The sequence below is a fragment of the Terriglobus sp. 2YAB30_2 genome (genome assembly GCF_052114765.1).
In the GTDB taxonomy this organism is placed as follows: Bacteria; Acidobacteriota; Terriglobia; order Terriglobales; family Acidobacteriaceae; genus Terriglobus.
In genome coordinates, this window is record NZ_JBFRFJ010000017.1 from 1 (window position 1) to 23129 (window position 23129).

At 56.0% G+C, this 23129-nt stretch carries 15 protein-coding genes; 7 read left to right on the plus strand and 8 right to left on the minus strand.

Features of this window, described 5'->3' with window-relative positions:
* Positions 1-345: 345 nt before the first annotated feature.
* Positions 346-1632: a hypothetical protein gene (locus tag AB4Y89_RS20320; RefSeq protein WP_442302764.1), complete on the minus strand. Its 1287-nt coding sequence runs from the start codon at positions 1630-1632 to the stop codon at positions 346-348.
* A gap of 186 nt (positions 1633-1818) precedes the next feature.
* Here AB4Y89_RS20320 and AB4Y89_RS20325 point away from each other — a divergent pair, with 186 nt between their 5' ends.
* The 3 genes from AB4Y89_RS20325 to AB4Y89_RS20335 all read left to right on the plus strand — a co-directional run bounded on the left by AB4Y89_RS20325 (position 1819) and on the right by AB4Y89_RS20335 (position 8683).
* Positions 1819-3972 carry an FAD-dependent oxidoreductase gene (locus AB4Y89_RS20325; RefSeq protein ID WP_442302765.1) on the plus strand — a complete coding sequence of 718 codons (2154 nt, stop codon included), beginning with the start codon at positions 1819-1821 and terminating at the stop codon, positions 3970-3972.
* A 41-nt stretch (positions 3973-4013) separates the two neighbouring features.
* Positions 4014-7487, plus strand: coding sequence for a TonB-dependent receptor (locus tag AB4Y89_RS20330; RefSeq protein ID WP_442302766.1), 3474 nt, complete (start codon positions 4014-4016; stop codon positions 7485-7487).
* 374 nt (positions 7488-7861) lie between these two features.
* The gene (locus tag AB4Y89_RS20335) at positions 7862-8683 is read left to right on the plus strand and encodes a slipin family protein (protein WP_442302767.1); all 822 of its coding nucleotides are present in this window, start codon (positions 7862-7864) and stop codon (positions 8681-8683) included.
* A gap of 86 nt (positions 8684-8769) precedes the next feature.
* On the opposite strand, the gene AB4Y89_RS20340 is transcribed toward AB4Y89_RS20335, so the two are convergent.
* The 6 genes from AB4Y89_RS20340 to AB4Y89_RS20365 form a co-directional block, all read right to left on the minus strand.
* Positions 8770-9393, minus strand: a complete 624-nt coding sequence (locus AB4Y89_RS20340; protein WP_442302768.1) for a winged helix-turn-helix domain-containing protein — start codon at positions 9391-9393, stop codon at positions 8770-8772.
* 94 nt (positions 9394-9487) lie between these two features.
* Positions 9488-10957 carry an OmpA family protein gene (locus AB4Y89_RS20345; protein WP_442302769.1) on the minus strand — a complete coding sequence of 490 codons (1470 nt, stop codon included), beginning with the start codon at positions 10955-10957 and terminating at the stop codon, positions 9488-9490.
* Between the two features lie 185 nt (positions 10958-11142).
* On the minus strand, positions 11143-11853 hold the full coding sequence (locus AB4Y89_RS20350) for a lipid-binding SYLF domain-containing protein (protein ID WP_442302770.1): 711 nt from the start codon (positions 11851-11853) through the stop codon (positions 11143-11145).
* A gap of 189 nt (positions 11854-12042) precedes the next feature.
* On the minus strand, positions 12043-12633 hold the full coding sequence (locus tag AB4Y89_RS20355) for a response regulator (RefSeq protein ID WP_442302771.1): 591 nt from the start codon (positions 12631-12633) through the stop codon (positions 12043-12045).
* Complete coding sequence (locus AB4Y89_RS20360; RefSeq protein ID WP_442302772.1) at positions 12521-13270, minus strand: Crp/Fnr family transcriptional regulator; 750 nt, start codon at positions 13268-13270, stop codon at positions 12521-12523. Before AB4Y89_RS20360 ends, AB4Y89_RS20355 begins: the two co-directional genes overlap by 113 nt.
* 371 nt (positions 13271-13641) lie before the next feature.
* A complete protein-coding gene (locus AB4Y89_RS20365; RefSeq protein WP_442302773.1) occupies positions 13642-14451 on the minus strand; it encodes a hypothetical protein in 810 nt (269 codons plus the stop codon).
* Between the two features lie 580 nt (positions 14452-15031).
* On the opposite strand from AB4Y89_RS20365, the gene AB4Y89_RS20370 reads away from it, so the two are divergent.
* The 4 genes from AB4Y89_RS20370 (at position 15032) to AB4Y89_RS20385 (ending at position 20260) form a co-directional block, all read left to right on the plus strand.
* Positions 15032-15877 carry a hypothetical protein gene (locus tag AB4Y89_RS20370; RefSeq protein ID WP_442302774.1) on the plus strand — a complete coding sequence of 282 codons (846 nt, stop codon included), beginning with the start codon at positions 15032-15034 and terminating at the stop codon, positions 15875-15877.
* A gap of 541 nt (positions 15878-16418) precedes the next feature.
* Positions 16419-16820, plus strand: coding sequence for a hypothetical protein (locus AB4Y89_RS20375; protein ID WP_442302775.1), 402 nt, complete (start codon positions 16419-16421; stop codon positions 16818-16820).
* A gap of 84 nt (positions 16821-16904) precedes the next feature.
* Positions 16905-19235: a glycosyltransferase family 4 protein gene (locus AB4Y89_RS20380; RefSeq protein WP_442302776.1), complete on the plus strand. Its 2331-nt coding sequence runs from the start codon at positions 16905-16907 to the stop codon at positions 19233-19235.
* A 56-nt stretch (positions 19236-19291) separates the two neighbouring features.
* Positions 19292-20260, plus strand: coding sequence for a glycosidase (locus AB4Y89_RS20385; RefSeq protein WP_442302777.1), 969 nt, complete (start codon positions 19292-19294; stop codon positions 20258-20260).
* On the opposite strand, the gene AB4Y89_RS20390 is transcribed toward AB4Y89_RS20385, so the two are convergent.
* Complete coding sequence (locus tag AB4Y89_RS20390) at positions 20246-22891, minus strand: ADOP family duplicated permease (protein WP_442302778.1); 2646 nt, start codon at positions 22889-22891, stop codon at positions 20246-20248. The genes AB4Y89_RS20385 and AB4Y89_RS20390 overlap by 15 nt on opposite strands.
* Positions 22892-23129: the final 238 nt, after the last annotated feature.

Here is a 23129-nt window from a genome sequence, read left to right on the forward strand (position 1 = left end):
ACACATCGCTCTTCGACCATGCACCGTCAATCGGGCATGATAGTGATAGTCCATCCGTTCCTCCGGAAACTTCTATTTGCTCGTCACAAACAGAATCTCCAGATACAAACGGATGGACAACAACCTCTTGAAACATCACAGGCACCCAGGCTGGTATGGAGCGCCTTTCGACCCCAATGACCAAAGTTCATTGGGGACCCCGGCCTTCAGCGCTTAGTCTTTATTGTGTCCGGGTGCCCCACCCTCGCAACGCTAGGGTGGGTTCGGAATACCCAAAATTCCTAACAAACTCAAATCGAATTCGTCGATACGCCTAGGGCCGGCTTCACCGGTTGATCGCCCGCGCTACCGCTGAATCACCCGATACGTTTCAAGCGAGTAGTTGAAGGGAAGGACTTCGTTCTGCTCGGTCGATAGGACGATCTGATAGGTCCTGGGGAAGTCCTTAACTCCATCGACGCGAAGCCGGTCTTTGAACTCCCGCATGCAGGAAGCGCAGGAGAAATATTCTGCTGCCGCAAGAGAGCCTGCCGAATTCTCGCCAGAGATGACGACGAGCCTAGTCTCCACGCCGTCGTTGCGTTGTTCATTGATGACGGTGATTAGACCATGTACGGTTCCGGGCTTGCGGCTGAGCTCTTTCACCTGGCTTGTTGCCGCATCGGTCCAGTACACCTCCTGATCGTGGATCTCCGGGGAGTAGTGGATGTTGTAGTACATGTCTTTCAGGAACACGGCGGCTGCGGGGCTGATCTCCGGTCTGCCGATCAGGATAGCGTTGCGATTACGCAGCGCGAAGGCGGACTGTACCCTCTCCGGCAGTACTTCGGTATCGGCTCCGGCGTGGGCGAGAAGGCGGGACAAGGTGATGGCGCTCGCAGCATCGCCCCAGAGCGGCGAGTTATGGTTTGGGACGAAATAAAGGTTGTCTCCCTGCTTTAGGGGATACCGCTCCGCATACCAGGCCTTCAGGTTCAGCTCGTCGGGAAGCTGCTTGTAGTTGGCCAGGCTGTCAGGCAGGCTTCGGACGAAGAGTTCAGGTGCATTGGCAATGCAGATCACCGGATGAGAGGCTTTGGAGACCAGTGGTCCCCATGCCTGTCGCAGAATGTCGTCAATCGCTCGTGTGCGCGATTCACCCCAGCGGAACCCGACGCTAAGGCACACGGCGCAAAGCAGGAGAGCAGTCGCGACCCAAAGCCAGATCCGGTAGAACTTGCGAGGCCGCTCTTCCAAGGAGGACGTCTGCTCCACCGTATCGGCGGAAGGCGCCGCGATGTGCGTATTAATGTAGTAGGGGCAGTAGGATCCTTTCGGGATCTCGATGCGCAGGGGCGCTTCGGAGCCTTCTCCGGCATAGTATTCGGCCAGCTTCTTGCGGAGGCTGTGTGCGCGGTTCCGAACCACCGAGTTCTCCATGGTCGAATAGCCAGGCTTCTGGCCTAGCACCTCAACGCCGATCAGATACTCGTGCAGGTCGTCGCCGCGTCCCGCCATCTCGTACTCACAGACAAATCGCAGGAAGGCCCTGAGCTGTTCATGGCGCTGGAAGGTCCGGCTCGCCTCCACCGCCACCAGCGCGGCGAGTTTCGCTTCGTCGATTTCCTGTGCCGGGTTCAATACAGTCTTCACGGAATCAGAAGCATAGCACGCGGTTGCTGCTCTTTTCCCATGCTCCGGGCAGCCGGCAGCCGCCGCCGATAGGGTGAACTAAATCGCACATTCTTCTGCCCGTTACACCTGCGGTAAACGGTTGCAACGGTTTGCGGACAGCCAAAACATTGACGATGGAATCTCTCATGCGCAACGTTCACCGGCATGCAATCACTTCGTCAGTGGATTGGAGCTCTGGCTCTTGGAGTTCTGGTTTTAGGATCGTTGTTTCTCACCTCTGCGGGACGCGCTGCAGACGCACCAGCGTCAGCTACGAAGAAGGAGACGTTCGACGTTGTTGTGGTCAGCGGCAGCTCCGGGGGATTCGGAGCGGCGCTGGCTGCGGGGCGACTCGGTGCGCACGTAGCTCTGCTGGAGGACACACCTGTCCTGGGTGGAATGCTCTCTAACGGAATCTCGAACATCGATGCATTTTCCTACGAGTCACTGTCGGGCATCTTCGATGAGTTCCGCCTGCGCGTGAAAGAGCACTATACCGGGGACGCCGCGACCGATCCTATCTTCCGGATGGAGGTAAGGAAGTCCATGTTTCTGGACGGACGGTCACAGCAGTCGAACCTGCCGAGTGATGGCGGCCGCTGGGAGCCCCACATCGCAGCCGAGATCTTTCGCTCCATGGTGGCCGCTCAGCCCAATGTTGAGGTCTTCTACAACCAGGTGCCGACTGGAGTGGTGATGCAGGGAAATCGCATCACCGGCGTCACGGTGCAGGACAAGAGTGGCCGAAGCCGGACCTTCCGGGGCAAAGTGATCATTGACGCAACCCATGAAGGGGATATCGCTGCGTGGGCAGGCGTTCCTTACTCCATCGGGCGGGAGGCGCGGTCTGCCCTGGAGCCGCACGCAGGCCGCGTCTTTTACTTCAACTGGACAGGAGAGATGCTGCCCGGCACCACCGGCGAGCAGGATCGGGCAATCCCTTCTTCTGGCTTCCGTTTGACGGTCGAGGACTATGCGGCGATTGGGAAGCAGGCTCCGATGATTGCGAGCCCTCCCCCGGGCTATCGCGCAGAGGACTACACGGTCTCCGGCGAGTACAGGTTTTATGAGTCAGTCCCTCATCACAAGACCGAGTTCAACGTGAACCCGGTAGGCAGTGAACTGCCCGGCGGCAACTGGGACTGGCCGGAACTGAAGCCGCTGGAGCGCATCAGGCTGCAGAGCCTGTATCGGAATCATGCGCTGGGTTACCTCTATTACCTGCAGCACGATCGCGGTCACACCGGCATTGGACTGGCAGCCGATGAATACACCGACAACGGCAATGTCCCGTACCGGATGTTTCTGCGCGAAGGCCGTCGCATCCATGGCGAAGCCACGATGACAGAAGCGGACGTGAACCCATTTGTCCTGGGCCGCGGCCTGACGCTGCCATTCCATGAAGACAGTATTGCGATCGGCCACTATCCGATCGACGCAAAGGCTGTTCGCGAGAAGACGGACCTGAGTACGCCAGACAAAGGAGATGGCGACTTCTTCCTCGCAAATACCATGCAGCCGTTCCAGGTTCCTTACGGCGCCATCGTGCCGCAGCGTATTGAAGGATTGCTGGTACCGGTTGCGCTCTCGGCGACTCATGTGGCGTTCTCAGCCGTCAGAATGGATCCCACATGGATGGCGTTAGGGCAAGCGGCGGGAACAGCGGCGGCGCTGAGTCTTCAGGAAGGCACGAGTGTCCGTCATGTTTCTCTGCCCGATGTGCAGGCCAGTCTGCTGCAACAGCACTGCCGGCTGGTTTTCCTCTGGGATGTTCCGCTGACTGAGCCATATTTGCAGGCGATCGACCGGCTGAGCCTGCTGACCGGCGAGGACGGTGGCGATAAGCATGAGTTCCAGCCCGATGCTCCGCTGACCAGGGCAGCATTGGCGAACTGGCTGGTTCACGCTGAGCGTCTGTCGCCTTCCGTCAGCAATCAGCACTTCAGCGATGTTCCCTGGACGATGTCAGCGTTCCGCGAGATCGAGACGCTCTATGACGCAGGGCAATTAAGCGCGTTCGGTGTCATTCCGCAGTGGCCGAGCTTCGGTCGATATGACCAGGCCAAGTTCGGCGGCTTCAGCCAGGCGATGGGATTTACCGCATTCCATCCCGAGCAACCGGTGACTTGGAGCGAACTGCTGCGGACGCTGTGTTCGATAGATGCTCCGCACGAACAGCAGGCTGACCTGCAGGCGCTTTACGCCGACCTGACACGCGATACACCTCTCGCCTCCGTCGCTTTGGATCTGAAGCAGGCGGTTTCACGAAAAGAGGCGAGCGCTGTGCTCGTAGCGTTCTTCACTCGACGACAGAAATAACCGTAGTAACGATTCACCGCAGTCTTATTCAGGAGTCCACCATGAAGTCTTCTTCCAGTTTTTCCATTCCTACGTTGGCAGGCCGTCTTCTCTTCCTCGTCGTACTGCTGGCTGTGCCGTTCCACGCGTTAGCGCAACAGGACGTTGGATATATCAGCGGCGTCGTGACCGACACCACCGGAAGCCTGGTTCCGGCCGCCAGGGTTCATATCCAAAACGATCAGACCGGAGTGGCCATCGATGTTGTGACCAATGAGAGCGGGTACTACACATCGCAACCTCTTCATCCTTCGCGTTACACCCTCACCGTAACGGCGCCCGGGTTTACAACGACCACCTTGAGCAACCTGGCGCTGGACGCCGCAGCTCGTGTCACGGCAAATGCTTCGCTGAAGGTGGGTGCGTCGACCGAGTATGTTGAGATTCAGGCGCAGGCTCCAACTCTGAATACGACTGACGCCCAGATCGCGAATACCGTCGACCAACGGGCAACCCAGGACCTTCCAGTGAACGGGCGCAGCGTGCTGGCGCTGGCGACCCTCTCTGCCGGTGTGACCTCGGCGGTGGGGGCAACCTCGCAGGGGTTTACCAATCGCGGCACGCAGCCTTCTGCTATCCGCATCTCCGGCGGTGTGCCTGGACTGAATAACAATCTGCTGGATGGTGCGAATAACCTCCAGAACTTCCACGGTGAGATCGGCATCAATGTTAAGTCTGACGCGGTGGAAGAGTTCCGCATTATGAGCGGTGTAATTCCTGCGCAGTTCGGGTACACCTCGGGCGGTGTAGTGAACGTGATTACACGGTCCGGAGGCAACCGGCTTCATGGCTCTGTCTATGAGTTTTTTCGGAATGACGCACTGGACGCCACTCTTGCCTTACCGAAACCGGTCTTCGGCAAACCGGAGCTGCGCTTCAATAACTACGGCGGTACGCTCGGTGGCCCTATTCGTCATGACCGGGCCTTCTTCTTCGGAGACTATGAAGAATACCGCTTCATTAACGCGCAGACGTACTATTCGTCGGTCCCGACCGATCAGGAGCGGGCCGGGGACTATAGCGATCTCGGTCGCCGTTTGGGCAATGGTGGCTGCTCGCAGTATCCAACAGACAGCACCCTGCAGCTCTACAACCCTTTTACCTCCACTCCAACGCAGTCGCGCCAGCCTTACGCCAATAACAAGCTGACCAATCTTGACCCGGTCGCACTGGCCGCACAGGATCTGATGTATCCGCGCGCCAATAACACGGCGGGAAGTTATGACTCCTGTACGCATGCCAACAACTATGTGGCGAATCCCAAGCTCATCTCGAATGAACGTACCGCGATGGGCCGCATCGACTATCGCCTCTCCGACAAGGACAGTTTGTTCGGTCGGCTGGCCTTTTACCGCAACTACCAGAACAATGCGACCTTCGGATATAGTCCGCTTTACTATCGCAACGACACCTTAAGTGTGTGGAACGGTGTGCTGTCGGAGACGCATGCTTTTTCCGCGTCGCTGCTCAATGACTTCCGTATCGCGGTGCTTCGTGCCACCCTGCCATTTTTGCCGCAGACCTATGGCCAGGACTACGCAAGCAAGATGGGCCTAAAGAACTCACGCCCCGATCTGATTCCGGCGTTCAGCAACGGGCTGAACGTGCCCAATAACGCGCTTGGCTTCCGCGCTTCAACGACGATGGAGGTTATGGACGATGTGACCAGGACGATGGGGTCACACACGCTCCGCCTCGGTTTTGACGGACGGTTGGCGCAGTCGTTCAACCTGCAGTCGAACTACGCATCCGGACTGTTCAACTTCAGCGGCAACCAGACGGCTGCAGGCACCAGCACGACGGTGCAGACATCGGCCGCTCCCGGCAACATCTATGCCAGCTTTCTGATCGGCGCTGTCAATAATGCGACGGCACAACTGGCCGCCGGAACAGAGTACCGTAAGTGGCTGTACGCAGCATATCTGCAGGACGACTGGCACGTGAACGCGCGTCTCACGTTGAACTTCGGTCTTCGTTATGACTTTATGAGGCAGCCGTACGAAAAACATAATGGCTATTCCAACTTCAATATCAACGTAACGAATCCGACGAACGGCTTCAAAGGGGCTGCGGTATATGCCGGCCAGGGAGGATACGGCACGAACTTCGTACGCGAGAACTGGAATAACTGGGGACCGCGTGCCGGCTTCGCATTGCTGCTGACTCCGAACGGAAAGACCGTAGCTCGCGGCGGATATGCGGTGTACTATCCCACGACCGCACAGAATGCTTATATGCAGGGAGCAGGAAGCTCCAATGGGTTCGGCAGCCTGGGCACAAGCTGGACCTCCACAACGAATTACGGACCGGCCTTTACACTTGCCGGCGGCATCCCATATCCGGCAACGCCACCTCTTGGCGCCGCAGGTGGACCGAATGCGTTCCTGGGACAGTCGGCAACCTATGTGTCTCCTTCGTTGAAGGATCCTTCGTCACAGCAGTACACCCTGACGCTATCGCATGAGCTTCCTTCGAGGACGGTGGTTGATGTCTCCTATCTCGGCAACCATGGCAGACACTTTGACATGCCGAATATCAATATCAATACGTTGGATCCGAGTTACTACAGCCTGGGTACGGCGTATCTGAACGCATCCGTGCCGAACCCATATTCCGGGCAGGTTCCTGGCGCCTTAGGAGCGCCGACGATTACCCGGGCCAATCTGCTGAAGCCGTTTCCCTATATGAGCGCCATCACCCTGGGGTTCCCTCGTGCAGCGCATTTCGATGGAAACTATCTGCTCGTCAACGTGCAGCGCCGTTCGGACACAGGCCTGCAGCTCATCGCCAGCTATACCTATGGCAAGCTCATGAGCCTTCCCATCTATACGGATCTTTCTACGGTAACGGGGACACCGACAGGAAACGGTCTGCAGAACTGGCGCAATCTGGATGCGGACTACTCGATCGATGCCATCGATGTACGTCACCGTGGCACCATCGCCGCGCTGTACAACCTTCCCTTCGGGAAAGGAAAGCGGTTCCTCAACGATACCGGTGCTTTCGACCGGCTGGTGAGCGGATACCAGTTCAATGTCGTGATGACGGCGGAGGGCGGCAGGCCGCTCGGGATCACCGGCGCCTCGAACCAGGGAACTGCGACACGGCCGAATCTTGTCCCGGGCGCGAGTCTCACCGTCCCGAATCGCGGAAAGAATGGATGGTTCAATACGGCGGCGTTTATCAATCCTCCGGACTATACGTTTGGCAATTCGCCGCGTTACTTTTCCGCGCTGCGTGGTCCGGGCACTCTCAACTTCGATCTCTCGCTCTTCAAGACCACGCGTCTTACCGAAGGATCGTCGCTTGAACTGCGCTTGGAAGGCTACAACGCTTTCAATCATGTAAATCTAAGCATGCCGAACACCAGCTTTACGGCAGGCGCTGGAGGAGTGAATGTGAACAACAACTTCGGCGTGATTACCTCGGCGTCGTCGGCTCGGCAGGTACAGCTTGGAGCGAAGGTGAGGTTTTGAGATGGCCCATGCACCGTGTGCCCCATGTTCGGGGTCCCCAACGAACTTGTTCGTTGGGGTGGTGTCCCTCGGGGACCTGGGCCCGGCCTTTCTTGGACCAAGCGTCAAACTTCGGATTCCAGGCAAGCTTCTCCTTACTACTGAACGAAAACGGTCGCGCGTAGCGCGATACCCAGGTCCCCATGGGACCCGGGGCACCCGGATCGCTACTCCCACGGATCTCTTCGCCCATTTTGAGAAACTTTGTTGCGAGTCACCACGATCGCCGCCATGATAGGTGCTTCGCTTGTTGTCCAGACGAGCTATGATGTTGTCCGGTTCGAGCGGGTGGTAAACGAACGGCTGAGCTTGAAGTTCGTTGGAAGGACAATGCCATGAATACCAATGCTGTTGTTCCGTTAGCGATTTTCGTATTCGTGTTTCTGATCTGGATCGTCAAATCGATCAACATTCTGCAAGAGTATGAGCGCGGAGTAGTGTTTCGCCTGGGCCGCGTGAGGAAAAATGCGAGGGGCCCAGGCATCGTTGCCATTCTTTGGCCGATCGACAGGCTAGTCAGGGTATCGCTTCGTGTCGTGACCTGGGTGATTCCGCCCCAGGATGTGATCACAAAAGACAATGTCTCTTTGAAGGTAAATGCGGTCGTCTATTTCAGAGTGGTCGCGGCGGTTCAGGCCATCATCGAAGTCGAGAACTTCCGGTTTGCCGTGGAGCAGGCAGCGCAGACGGGACTGCGGTCGGTGCTCGGTGAAGTGGAGTTGGACGATCTTCTATCACAGCGCGAGACGCTGAACACAAAGCTCCAAACGATCCTGGACGAACATACCGAGCCATGGGGAGTGAAGGTAACGCGCGTCAATGTAAAGCAGGTAGATCTTCCCCAGGAGATGCAGCGAGCCATCGCCGCTCAGGCAGAAGCAGAGCGCGAGAGAAGAGCAAAGATCATTGCGGCAACCGGCGAGTTTCAAGCTTCCACCAAGCTGGCTGAAGCCGCCGCCATTTTGAGCCGTGAGCCCAGCGCCATCACGCTCCGTTATTTGCGGACACTGGTTGAGATCGGAGTTGAAAAGAACACCACCGTCGTTTTCCCGCTTCCACTTGATCTTCTGGGTGGCCTGATCGCCAAAGCGGGCATCGTCGATCCGCGGCAAGCACCGCCCACTGTGTCGGGTCCGGAAACACCATCCGGTTCATAAAGGCGTAGCTTCCTCATCCGGGATCGCAGGGATTCTTCTTCACTCAGAGTTCTATGGGAATAATCTTTGAAAGGCGCCCGTGTGCTTCAGCGTTTTCCATCTCCGATGCTGAATCCTCCACTCGGACGCTTCCGGGAAGCTCTCGCAAGGATCGCAAAAATGAAGACAAGCTGGCTTAGAGTTCTTGACCATGAGGGCGGAATAACAATGGCAGCACGATGGGATCGTATCTTTGTGAAGATTTTGCGTCGTGCGGGACCTTGATCTGTTTCAGATCGAGCCCCTCTTTTCCCGGAGGCCGGGTCGGAAGCAAGCGGTAACACCGCAAACGAAGCCGAGGACATGCGGTAGCCGCGTCGAGGGATAGTCTCAATGTATTCCTTGCCATTGGGCAATTTGCCTAAGACGCGGCGGAGCCTAAAAACTGTTTGTGTAATGTTGTGCTCTTCCACCTCGGTATCACGCCAGAGCCGGTCCATCAGAGTGGTCCTACTCACCACTTCTCCCTTCGCTTCAAGAAGCAGCCTAAGCAATTCAAGCTGTTTCACAGTCGTATGAATGACATCCATCCCTCGCAGCAGGCGCAAGGACAGTGGGTCAATGACATACTCTCCAAAGCGGATGGTTGGGTCGTTCGGGGGCAGTCTCGTTGCTGGGTTCAAACTGAGGGCTCCTGACGCCTGGCAAGGCCAGCATAGGCCACCGGCCATCGGGTCATATGGTCAAAATTGACCAGTACGCAGCAAGAAATCGGCAATTCGACAGCCATATCGGCGGTCGAACTGCCTGGTGTTTGCGCCGTGTTCAACGTGGCCCGCCAAACATTGCACTCGTAGTGCCTCCGATGGTATCGCCAGATACAAGCAGCTCTACCCGGCGGTTCTGCTGGCGCCCGGCGGAAGTGTCATTCGAAGCAACAGGGACTGTGCTGCCAAACCCTTTCGCGCTGACAGAGCCAGTTGCTACGCCCTCTTGTACCAGGTAATCCCGGACTGCTCCGGCACGGTTTTCTGAGAGCTCCTGGTTCATGACATCGCCACCGATATTGTCCGTGTAGCCACTCACCTGAATGCTGAGCCCTGTGTATGAGAGAAGAATCCCCGAGACCTTCGCGAGCTTTTCGCGTGCCTCGGATTTCAGCGAATATCTACCGGTGTCGAATAAGACATCTGACATGTTTACGATGAGTCCGCGAGCGCTGTCGCGCGTCTGTAACACATCGTTTAGCTGTTGTGATAAGCGAGCACGCATCTTTGCTCTATCGTCCTGCGCCTGAACGGTAGCCTGTTGCGCCTGCTCCGCGTTCAGGCGTGATTGAGCGGCTTCGGCTTGCGCCGCATCCCGCTCGCGCATTGCGTCGTTTGCCTGCCCTTGCGACTTTGCCTGCGCGTCCGCCGAGGCCGCGCGATCTTTCGCCAGACTCTCTTCGGTCCTGTTCTTAATTGCAATCGCGCGTGCGTCTTCCGCTGTCTGGACAGTCTCGCGGGAGGTCGCGATGAGCTGCTTTTTGGAAGCGCGCTTATCCGTGGCGTAACCATCTGCCATCTTCATCAGCTGGAGTGCATGCTGATAGCTATCGTTGGCATACTGCCCAGCTCCTTCTAATTCCGCGATGCGCACCGCATTCCGTGCTTCGAGAAATTCCAGGGGTACCTTGGCATCCAGAACGACTGGGTCAAGCTTGTAGCCTGTCGGGATATAGCCCCCGCGCTCCATAAGTTCATACTTCGCGCTCACCGCCTCGGTGGTTGCCTTAGTGTCCGTCCGTATAACATTTTCGAGTACGACGACGTTGCTGGGCTGACGGACCGCATAATACGGCTCAGCCGTCACAAGCATCGCGAATGACTGGAGCTCGGTGGTGACATCCAGCTTGCTACGGTGATTGTCGCCGACCAGGACTTCACCCAGATTTGACGCTCTGCCCTCGGGAGAGATGGCCCACAGGACATAGGTGAGATATTCACTGCCGAAGGTCGTCGGGGTCTGCAGATTGGCGAATTCAACCTCGATCTCAATCGCGCCACGTTTGCTCTCTACCTTCGCCTGGCCGTTCGCCAGAGGCATGAGTTCGGTCCCTTTGAAGTCTACCTTCGTAGCACCGCTACGATGCTGGTAGTTGAGAGCCTGGGTACTCCGGCTGATGGTAGCCATACGGAAGATCTGAACAAGAGGGCCGGGCGCAAGAAAGAAAGGTGCATGTGCAGGCATGGTTGTTGGAATATTGGTTTGAGCAATGGCGCTCAGGCATAGGGTGGTTGTAGCAAGAAGCATATGTGCGATTTTCAAGGTTTCTCCATTGGACAGAGGATTGTCCTGTTGCGGTGGGCGATTCCGGTATCGTTGCTGTAATGTCGTCGCCGCCGGATGTCGTCATCTCATTTTGAGAGCAAGCGAAACGCGAAAGCGCTGCTCTGAAGGAAGTCTGTAACCTCCTTCCAGAGCAGTGAAATGTCCTGCTACTTGTCTTTCTTGAGCTCAGAGACCTCAGCCGCGCGAGCTGTCTGAGCAATGGCCTTCATGAAGCCACGAGTAGATTGTGGAGCGGTGACTTTGCCTGACAGGATCGACTCAAATGAGCGGTCGCGCCCGTAGATAGTTTTCGTCGAATCACTGTCGTGCTGTACGACAGCGCCTTCCAGTGTGATTCCCGCAAAGGCTCCGCGTGACCTGGAGTAGGTAAGAATCTCAGAGTCAAGCTTCCAATCCGTACCCGCGGAAGCATGGCGTCCCACTGGACCTGCGGCGGCGGAAGCGTCTCCGCTGAGCTGAAATTTATTGGTCAAGAGGTGCTGAAATCCCCGCTCATTCATTACAACCATGACAAGGTCTACACCTTCCAGCCCGATCTGTAGTCCCCAACTACCGCCGCCGATCGAGACGAATGCCGGCGCACTCCATCCAGAGGCCGTACGGCAGGAGGCGATGCCTCTGCCATGCTTACCGCCAAAGATGAAGCCACCTTTCACCAGATGGGGCACAACCACGATGCACCTGGCACTACCTAACACTTCTTCCGGAATTCCCTTATCCGGAGCTTCCATGATGTCGTGAAGTACGTCGGACGACATACGCAGGCGCTCGATTGCGTCCTGGCGTCCGGTTGTAGCCCAGACGCTTCCGTTCGCCATTAGAAAGGCGCTAACCAGGAGCAGAGAAATAGTTTTCATTGGGTTCCTCGCAGAGTGCGGGAGAGCTAAGAGGGGGACAACGGTCAGATGTGCTGACTTAGCTCAGAAACCATCTGGGAGCCGATAATACGGACTCTTCTCCAGACTCATTGGAGCAGATACAAGGAGAGTTGTCTGAGCTAAATAGCTCAGGAGGGCACTCTGTCGAAATACGGTGCTCGCTGGGTGCTAAGGATAGGCCTGGACAAGCATCGGGCGGGATGAGATGCAGCGTGTAGCCATGTTGTGCATGATCTTGAGCAATGGTCTGAGACCGGCAGCTTTTTCATAGAAAGCGTCCGCTACTACTCCGTCCGGTATGAAGGAACCCGAAAACGAAGCACTCATTGCGATCAGCATGATCGAAGGAAACCTGCTGCGAACCTCGGCTAACAGGTCAAATCCGGACATTCTGGGCATATAGAGATCTGAAAGGATGATCGCCGGAATCTTCCGATCGATCTCGCATAGTGCGGAAACTCCATCTTCCGCGGATCGAACCTCATAGTTCATTCCGCTGAAAATCTGCGACAGGGAACTCCGAAGCAATGAGTCATCGTCGACGATGAGAAGATTTACTTTTGTAAGGGACACGCCGAACCTCGACCGAGACATCGAAAAGGCTGCCTCAATGCCGAGTATTCCATCCCTATCTTCTTTCTGCAGTTCACATTTGCTCACTCTTTGGTGCGCGCGCCATCTTTGTCTTTGCAGGCCTGGCAAGTGCAATTGGCGCAGCTTCTGCATTATGCGGCGATAGCCGGTCATACAGAACAACATTGAGGAGAGATTTGTGTACCAGAATGCGGCCGTTGTACTGAATGAACCCAAGCTTGCGAAAACGATTCATAAAGAAGCTGACGCGAGATCGTGTCGTTCCGATCATCTCCGCCAATGTCTCCTGCGTGATAGGCGGAATCAGCATCTCAGGTTCGCCGGGCTTTCCGAACTCTGCCATCAATAGCAAAATCCTAGCCAGGCGCTTTTCGCTGGAATTGAAGAGCTGATCGACGAGATCGGCCTGGGTCCGCATGCTGCGCGCAAGAAGAAACTTCAAGAAAAGATCGGAGAAGGAGTGCTCCTCATGCATGACCCGGATCATCTCTTCCCGCTTGATCCTGAGAACTGTGCATGCCGTGATCGCAGTTGCCGTTGCCATCCGCAGCCCCTTGTTGTCTGCAAGAGCTTCCTCGCCGACAAAATGTCCGGAAGACAGAAGGGTAATCGTCGCCTCCTTGCCACGTGTCGAAACGACGGTTAGCTTTGCCCGCCCTTTCTGGAGATAAAAGACGTCGTCCGCGGCATCTCCCTGAGCAAAAAGATTACGCCCGGCCTTCACTTGAACAATCTTTCGTCCTAAACCGGCGTTTGCTAAAAAGACAGCCACGTCAAACGTCGCATTTTCGAATGCTGCCATCGGATCCCCCTTTCCCAGGGCCGTTCGTTCAACAGCTCCGATGCGGAAATAACATAAAAATCACTGCCCGGCTCCGTCCATTCTAAGTGCACCGGTCCTTATTAGATGCGCTTTGGTTCGAAGCTGGCCGTGCAGAGTGCGCAGTGATCAGTCGTCTTGTTAGCGAACACGAACTGGAACAGAGCTCAGCACGCAGGATTCTTCGAAGAATCGACAGTGCTAGAAGCCGCGCTTCACAGCAGCCTAAGCGACTAGTGGTTCCTCTAACCTTGCCTGCTGACAGGAACGACAGGACAAGGGTTCCGCAACCGAAGTCTGAGGTCGAGGATTACCAACTAATACATGACAGTCGAACGAGTTCACCGCAGCAATCAGTGCTTTGCGGGTATAGCCTCTGCCGGTCGACCCGATTCCAGCGCCGACAGTTTGTTGACCTCTTCCTTACTGATGATTCGGTAATCGCTGTAGAGAATCGTCAATTCGGCGGTTCCGCCAAGCCGGATCTCAGTGATGCTGTGGTTGCGTACAGGAAGCCAGAACTCGTTCACTTTCATGTACACCTGCTCAATTTCGCTATTCTTCGTCCAAAAGGAGGGGTTCTTTGCGGGTTCTGCTGCTAAACGGGCAACCGCGAAGTCTCCTGCATCTACCCAGATTCGGCCCCGGTAAAGAAACTTGTCCTTCGTTTTAGGCTCGACGGTGAGCACGTACGTCAAACCGGATGACGTGTTTTCGTAGCCGACCAGTGTGAAACTGTAGTTGTCGCTATTCAGCGCCGCACGCTTCTGAGCCTCCAGGGCCAGGGCCTCTTTTTCAGCCTGTAAGAGCTTTTTGAACACTTTTTCGATAATCATTTTGGATCCGGTTGCAGACCGAATCGTGAATTCCTTTGTACCGGGTGATCGGTACTTTACGTCCACAACCATCTCAGCGCTGCTGCCGCCCGGAAACCCTCGGTATTTCACCTGGTAAATTCGAGTCCCCGAGTAGGCATGAAGCGCCTGGGCACGCTCGATATTTCTCTTAACCAGATTTTCGATGATTTGCTCTGTCAGAAGCGGAGGATTCGTAACCAGAGAGAATCCACCTGGTTGTTGCGCATTTGCCATCTGGCGCTGACCTATACAGAACAAGAGCGGCGAAATCAGTAAAACAGTACGAAATGGAAACCATGTTGTCATTCTGCAACACTTGAATAACGCTTAGATTGTTTCAAAAGACGCGGCTTAAAGAGTGAGCAAAATAGCTCACTCTAAGTTGTTAAGGAGAGGATTACTGCCAGGGACGCTGGTGGCGTACGCGAGATTGCCATCTGGACTGCGTAGTGCGTCATGCTTCGCTATGAGACGCACCGGGCCAGGCCCAATTTTTGCAAAAGGACGATGTCCCACCAATTGAAGTCGGCTCGCGAAGGAAAGACGCATGGTGCAACCTCTTGCCATAGATGCGGACATCTGCGGCTAGACACCTCCAGAAAAGCTTATGTGGTGTGAGTCACATACGCATCCGCATCCTGGACGATCAGAGGATCACCCGTGCGGCGAGCCGGCGCATGCTTACATCGCCTCCACATGCCCGGCGTTCGAGGCTTGTGCGATTCGCGATACGCATATTGCCGCAGCTGGCGAGCACGCGGCAAACAGTGATCAAATTTGATCATCTTTCGCATGCAGATAGGCCAATAATGATGAGGGCCGGGTTCAGGCAACTGCGATCAAGTTAATGCGTGCCTGGCGACGTATCTCCAGAAGGAGATTGAAAATGAAACTTACATCCCTCATCCTGCCCGGCTTTCTGATGACCTTAGTGATCTCATGGAATGGCCTTCTCGCCGGACAAGCGCCCCACCATGACGCCGGTTTAGCAGGCTGTATTACTGACACGCAGCTTTGTGAGGTTCCACGTGCGGAGACGCTCCCCAACATATCTGCGGCGGATATCCGCCAAAGGAGCCTCACGAACTGCAAAAAGGGGGACGTCTCTTGCGACCAGTCGGCGCTCACGGAGCAAGAGGCAACTGCATTAGCGGTCGCCAGACACCAGCGTAATGTCTTGGGCTGCATGGATGGAATCGCGGCGTGCAATCGCGCGATGTTGACTCCGAAGGAGGCGCTTGCAATCGCAAATGCTGAACGGGAACACAATGTCTCGCGCTGCAAGGGTGGGTGGGCGCCATGCGACTCTTCCGTTTTGAGTGCAGGCGAAAGAGCAGCCGTTGCGGAGGGCGTTGCTCAGCGCAATTTGTTCGATTGCCTAAGTCTGATGGATACCTGCAATCACAAGAGTCTTACGCATGCAGAAAGAGCTGCCGTGTCCGATGCTGAGAAAGAGCACAACCTCTTTGATTGCACAAATGGATGGAAGACCTGCGATCGCTCCAAGCTGGCGCCAAAGGACGCCCTCATCCTGGAACGTAGTGAACGTCAACGCAACTATTCCGCTTGTGAGGATAGAGATGCGGGATGTAATTACGCGCTGTTGAGCGCATCTGAACTTTCCGTTCTGAAGCGAGTAGAACAGCGACGCAACATTAGTGCATGCAAAACCGGCTATGGCTACTGCGACCGATCAAAACTAACTGCCGAAGAACTGCGAACGTCGCAATAAGTGATTATTTGTTCAGAACACTCGATGTTGTCTGCTTTTGGATGAATGATGAGGCAGAGCGCGAGAAAGGACAAAGTTATTGCGGCAGCCGGTGATTCACGGCATGTGCCGGCCCACTACGTCGATATTGGAACGAAGTTTCGATCTATAGTGGCATGGTTTCTTCGACCAAGATAACGAAAAGAGCGGATTTATATATTTCGTCTGCGGCGGCACGCTGCTATCTGGAAGCGTATGCTCGAGACAAGTAGCCAAGATCTTGTTTCTCGCCTTCAGCGGTTCATTGCTTTGCTCCAGACGAGCGTCTTTCAAGTAAGCAACCGAACGGCTGGAGACTCCCCATGATTGGCAAATCTTCTGATGTAAAGAATCATCTGCGGCGCAAACCCCATAAGAACATCTTTCCTTTCAAGCCACTGTCTGAACCTGACGCAACAGGAGATTCCACCGGGATATCACCGTTGGAGAATGAACCTGGAACGCAGGACGTTCTTAATCCCGAGGGGGCGCTCGCTGTGGTCGCGACCAGAAAACGGCCGGCGTGAACCTTCCTGCGATGTTCCTCCGTATCGGCGCAGTTTTGCCGGACAACGTCGAATTTGTGCAGACATCTTTCTGCGAAGGATGGATGGCTGTCGAAGCCACGGCGGCGAACACTATGGATACAGCAATTCGTCAGGCCGGCTGGCACTTTGTCTGCCTGGTGGAGTCCGCCGCCGGTATGGCCGCAGGCCTGTCAGAAGCAGCAGCATGTAACCATGCTGCTGCTCTGGCTCTGAATCGGATTCACGCTCGCTTCAACACGGCTGAATTGGGTCCGGTAAGGGTTACCAAATATCCGGGATTCTATGTAGCCAAGGTGACGCTGCATACGCGACAAATTCAGCAGCAGACCTCTCTGGGGCTGGTCGACGAGATGCTCCTTCGAGAGGTTTTGGTCTAAAGGATCAAGCATGTCGGCCCAGAGAAGGGCCGGCCAGTTCCCATCCTGAAAGTTGCGACACCCGATTCGTGAAAGTTGGCTCGTATGAGCTCTCCGCATGATCCAATTCCCCTGGAAGGCGTAGCGCTGCCCCTGCCCACGCGAATCGCATTGATCGGCAATCATCTGCCGCGCCAATGTGGTATCGCGACCTTTACGGCAGACCTCAGCGATGCGATCGCGAGTGAGTATCCCGGCCTGGGACTCTTCGTCATTCCAGTCAACGATCCAGAGTCCGCTTATGAGTATCCTGCTCGCGTGCGGCTGGAGATTACGCAGGAAGACGAGTCTTCCTATGAGCGCGCCGGCGACTTCCTGAACTTCAATGGGAACGACCTGGTGTGCCTGCAGCACGAGTACGGTATCTACGGCGGAGCGGCAGGACGCCATATCCTCGCGTTACTGCGAAGGCTGAAAATGCCCCTGGTGACAACCCTTCATACGGTTCTTCGCGAACCGGATCGTGAGCAGCGTGAGGTCCTGGAAGAGATTGTTTTTCTTTCAGACCGGATAATCGTCATGAGTGAATACGCCGCCGGCCTGCTGCGTGATATCTATGACGTGCCGGCTGAGAAGATCGACCTGATTCCCCATGGAGTACCGGATCTCCCGTTTTCTGATCCAAACTACTTTAAAGATCTGTTTGGGACCGAAGGGAAACAGGTCTTACTGACGTTCGGGCTCCTCTCGCCGAATAAGGGCATTGAGAATGTCATTCGCGCTCTTCCACGGATTCTTGAAGAAAACAAAGACGTGGTTTACGTCGTCTGCGGCGTTACGCACCCTCATGTTCTGCGATCGGAAGGGGAGCGCTACAGAAATGGCTTACAGCGGCTGGCGGAAGATCTGGGCGTTGCGTCCCATGTCGTCTTCCATAACCGTTTTGTCAGTTCTGAAGAGCTCTTTGAGCATGTTGGCTCTGCGGATATCTATATCACACCGTACCGGCAAGAGGCCCAGGTCGTTTCCGGAACGCTCGCAATCGCTCTTGGCGCAGGCAAAGCCGTCATCTCTACGCCGTATTGGCATGCGAAGGAACTTCTCGCCGCGGACCGCGGCATACTGGTTCCGTTCGACAACCATGAAGCCATCGCGAGAGCAGTAATCGACTTATTGCGTAATGACGCGATCCGCCACGCAATGCGCAAGCGGGCCTACCTTTACTCGCGCGGCACAACATGGCAGCAGACAGCACAGGCTTATATGGCGTGTTTTCAACATGCTCGTATCGAGCGTATGTTGCGGCCACGTCCTGCGCTATCTGATCTTTTCACTGCGAAGGCGATGGACTTACTGCCGGAATTCAATAGTGGCCATCTGCAGACGATGACCGACGATACCGGCATCCTGCAACACGCCATCTTCTCTCTTCCAAACTACAGTGAAGGCTACACGACGGACGATAACGCCCGAGCACTGATTGTCACCATGCGGCTCAACAATTCTCCGCTGACAAGTTGCGAGGACTACGTTGCCCTGTCACGGCGGTACCTTGCGTTTCTATGGCTTGCGTTCAATGAAAAGAGCGGCAGGTTCAGAAACTTCCTCAGCTATGGCAGGGAGTGGTTGGAGGACGTTGGCTCTGAGGATAGCCATGGGCGTTCTTTGTGGGCATTAGGGACAGTTCTGGCGAGTACGGATGACACCGGGCTTCGCCTTGCGGCGGGGCGGCTTTTTGAAGCTGCTTCCGCAACCGCTCTCTCGTTCACAAGTCCACGGGCGTGGGCCTTTTCCATATTGGGCATGCAGGGTTATCTGGAGAAGTTTCCAGGAGACCGTCATGTGCAAAGCTACCGCAACGAGCTGGCTAACCGTCTGCTGACGATCTATGAAGCCACTCGCAGCAAAGAGTGGCTCTGGTTTGAGAAGACTCTCGCCTATTCGAATGCCAGGTTGCCCCAGGCCCTCATCCTGGCGGGAGGCAGCAGCGGCAATCAGAGAATGGTGGAAGCGGGATTGGAATCCCTGCGATGGCTTCTTGCAGAGCAGCATCGAGGAGACGAAGCTACCTTTGTTCCGATTGGGTCAAGAGGGTTTGCGTTTGCCGCCGGCATGAAGGCACGTTTTGACCAGCAACCGATCGAAGCGTGTGGCACAGTCTCTTCGTGCCTGCTTGCTTACGGGATAACGCATCAGCAGCAATGGCTCGACGAAGCAAGATCCGCCTTCCGCTGGTTCCTTGGAGAGAATGACCTGCAGATTTCGCTTTACGACCCGGTAACTGGCGGTTGCCGGGACGGGTTGCATCCAGATCGCGTCAATGAAAATCAGGGAGCTGAATCCACCCTGTCGTTCCTCATGGCTCTTCTCGATATGCAGAACCTTGAAATCACAACCTCCACCAATACGCATCTGGAAATGAGTGTTCCCCGTTGACTCCGATTACTCTGCCGGCTGAATGGCCGGACATTTCAACTCAACCAAAGCTGTCCGTGGAAGAATCTCTGTTCACACGTCACACGGGCAATCCGATCCTGAGCCGTAGCGACTGGCCGTATCCCATCAACAGCGTCTTCAATGCAGGAGCCGTAAGGCTGCCTGACGGTGACGTCCTGTTGCTTTGCCGTGTGGAAGACAGGAGAGGTCTATCGCACCTGTGCGCTGCACGTTCTGCCAATGGAGTCGATGGTTGGCGCATTGATGAGGAACCGACCCTGATGGCCAACCCTCGTGAGTATCCAGAGGAGATCTGGGGCATTGAAGATCCCAGAATTACGTATGTGCCAGAGCTGGAGAAATATGCCGTTGCTTATACCTCATTCGCGCGAGGTGGTCCTGGAGTCTCTCTCGCGTTGACGACAGACTTTCGAAGCTTTGAGCGCCTTGGCGTCATCATGCCGCCGGAAGACAAAGATGCTGCCTTGTTACCACGCAAGATCGGCGGCTTCTGGGCTCTCATACACCGGCCGATGACGACCCTTGGTACGCATATGTGGATCTCTTATTCTCCAGATCTACGACATTGGGGAAGCCACAAAGTCATGCTTGAGGCCCGGCGTGGAGGCTGGTGGGATGCCAACAAAATAGGTCTATGCTCTCCGCCGATTGAAACGGAGAAGGGGTGGCTGGTGCTCTATCACGGAGTTCGATGCACGGCATCGGGCAGTATCTATCGCCTGGGACTTGCTCTGTTTGATCTCGAAAAGCCTTATCTATGCCTTCAGCGAGGAGATTCCTGGATGTTTGGGCCGGAAGCTCCATACGAGCGGGGAGGCGATGTCAACGATGTTGTTTTCCCTTGCGGCCAGGTCATAGAGCCGGATGGCGATACGATCCGCCTCTACTACGGTGCGGGCGACTCCTGCATCGCGTTAGCCACAGGCAGCATTCGTGGTCTTCTCACATGGCTGAACGCTAATTCATCTCCCGACGAGGTACTTCTGGCATCACTCCATCCGTAGCGCTTTGACCGGGTCAAGCCGTGAAGCCCGCCATGCGGGAAAGGTGCAGGCTGCGGCAGCAACCAGCAGTAATACGATCGCAACCAGCCCGAAGACCGCCGGATCGAGTGGATGGGTTCCGTACAGCTGTGACTGGAGCTTGCGTGTGAGAGCGGCGCTGATACATAGTCCAAGCGCCAGGCCGACGAGTGCCGGCCGCAAGCCATCGGACAGGATCAGCCGAAGTACCTGTTCCCGCTGCGCGCCCAATGCGATGCGGATGCCGATCTCGCTTGTCCTCTGGGCGACAAGGTAGGAGAGGACTCCAAACAATCCCACGGAAGCAAGCAGAAGAGAGAGTGCGGCGAATGCACCCAGCAGGCTGGTCTCAAAGCTGGAGTTGGCGATGGATCTGCCGAGGAGCTCCTGCATGGTGAGGACATTCGACACGGGGAGGTCTGGATCAGTCGCGGCGATGGCCTTCTGAATGGGGATGGAGAGCGGCGCCGGATCGGCCGTGGACCTGACAACAAGGGCTGTCTCCGCGGTGATACCGGGGGCTCCGGAGAAGATGGGGAACCACATCATGCTCTGGACTGGTTCATTCAGACGATGGCGCGTGTCACCTACGATGCCGACGATCTCCAGCTTTTCAGCCGATGGACTGCGCCAGCTTACGGCGAGATGCTTTCCCAGAGGATCTTCGTTGGGAAAGAACTCATGCGCAAGTTTCTGGTTGATGATGACGAAGCTGCTGTTGCCTAACCGTTCGGCCGAGGTGAAGAAGCGGCCCGCGAGCAGCGGAATCTGCAACGCCTGGAAATAGCCAGGATCCGCTGTGCGGAAGAGCGCCGAATCATGCTTCTCCGGAGGCTGCGGTGGATGTTCGGGAATGGTGAAGGTCATCTCGCCGTACGGCCCCTCACCTGGGACTGCATTGGTGAGCCCCGCCGCGGTCACACCAGGCAGATGGCGGACACGTTCGAGAAGCTGTTCCTGGAACGAAATAACCTGATCCGGCTTGGAATAGGTTTGTCCTCGCAGGAAGTAACGCATGGTAAGGACATTGCGTGTGGTGCAGCCGAGATCGACTGCGCCGAGCTGGAGAAAGCTCTTGAACAAGAGGCCGGCGCAGATCAGCAGGACGACAGTGATTCCGAACTCAATCGTCATGAGCCCTTTGCGCAGCGATGCTTTAGATGCGGAGCTGCCGGCTGTTCTGGCACTGTCCTGCAGCGCGGTGGAGACATTGGCGTCGGTGAACAGCAGCGCCGGAAGAATTCCTGACACGGCTCCAGCGAAAGCAGTTACTCCGAGGGCGAAGCAGAGAACCGTGGCATCAATGTGAATCGCTTCCGCCCGTGGCAGATTGAGCCAGTATCTGGTCAGCCAACGAACAGCCAGGTGAGCGAGACCGACACCAAGGATACCGCCCGAGATACAGATCAGCACACACTCCGTAATCTGCTGGCAGATCAGGCGAGCATGGCTTCCACCCAGTGCCGATCGCACCGCCATCTCCTTACGGCGGGCGACGGCGCGGGCAACCAGCAGGTTCGACAGGTTCAGGCAGGCGATCAGCAGAAGACAGCTTACGGCAGCCATCAGGAGATACAGCGGAGCTTTGGTGTCTCCGACAACGTCATCGATCAGGGGCTGCGAGACGACCTCGGAGCTGACCGGACCGGTGCCGGAGAAACGTCTGAAGATTCCCTGCTGGATTGCCTGAACTTCCTGAACCGCCTGCTGTGCGGAATAGCCAGGTTTGAGCCGCGCAATCACATGACCGTTATGGCTGTAATGGCTATGCAGGATGATGCTGGGAGTCCCTTTGTGATAGGGAACCCACAACTGGACCTTTGGATCGGGAAAGCTGAAGCTCTGCGGAAGTACACCGATGACGGTATAGGCGAATGTATTAAGCCGGATCGTCTTCCCAATGATGGAGGGGTCTGCATTGAAGCGGCGTTTGAAGAGGCTCCACGAGAGAATGACAGTAAGGCCTTCCTTATCCGTATCGTCCGCTTCCACGAACAATCGCCCCACAGCCGGTTGCACGCCAAGAGTGGGAAACAGATTCCAGGAACATGTCATCGCGGGAAGGAACTCTGGAAGCTCATTGCGATCGCCCGAGATGTTGTAACCACTGAATCGCCAGATCGCCATCTGTTGAAAGCCGTGGGATGCGCTTTGCCAGTCGTAGAAATCTCCGCCGGCCACACTGTCTTTCTTGCCCTGATTGTTGCCCTGACCGGAGGTTTCATCCAACGCAATCAGTTGGCTCGGATTAGAAAAGGGCAGAGGATTCAGCAGGACATGGCGCACCACAGTGAACAGCGCCACATTGGCTCCGATACCCAGAGCCATTACGAGCACGGCGATCGTCGTAAATCCAGGAGTCCGTTTTAGGGTTCTGCCTGCATACGCCAGGTCTCGCCACAGATGGTCGATTGCGGCCATAGTGTTCTGCTGCCAAAGTTTTTCGCGAATGCGCTGGGGATTGCCGAATTTGATATGAGCCCGGCGCCGAGCCTCTTCCGGCGGCATGCCCTTGGCGATGTTCTCTTCCGTTTCGGCTTCGACGTAGGCGCGAATCTCCTGTTGTAACTCGAAGTCGGAACGTTTGCGACGGAAAAACCGTTGCCAGCTCATTCGGACACCCCCATGGATTATGGACCACTTGTCTCCACTCGAACTTCTATGGGAGAAGATAGTACACCACTCGAAGTTCTATGGGAAGCGTGTTTCCTATGAGCGGATTCAATGACTCACCACACCTAGATGCAAGCCCTCAGCGGCTAAAGCCGTGCCCTTAAACATGACATCGCGCTGCGCTCGACCGGGTACAAGGCGAGTCGGGCTCAGCTCCATCCTTCCGTTGCGCGTAGCG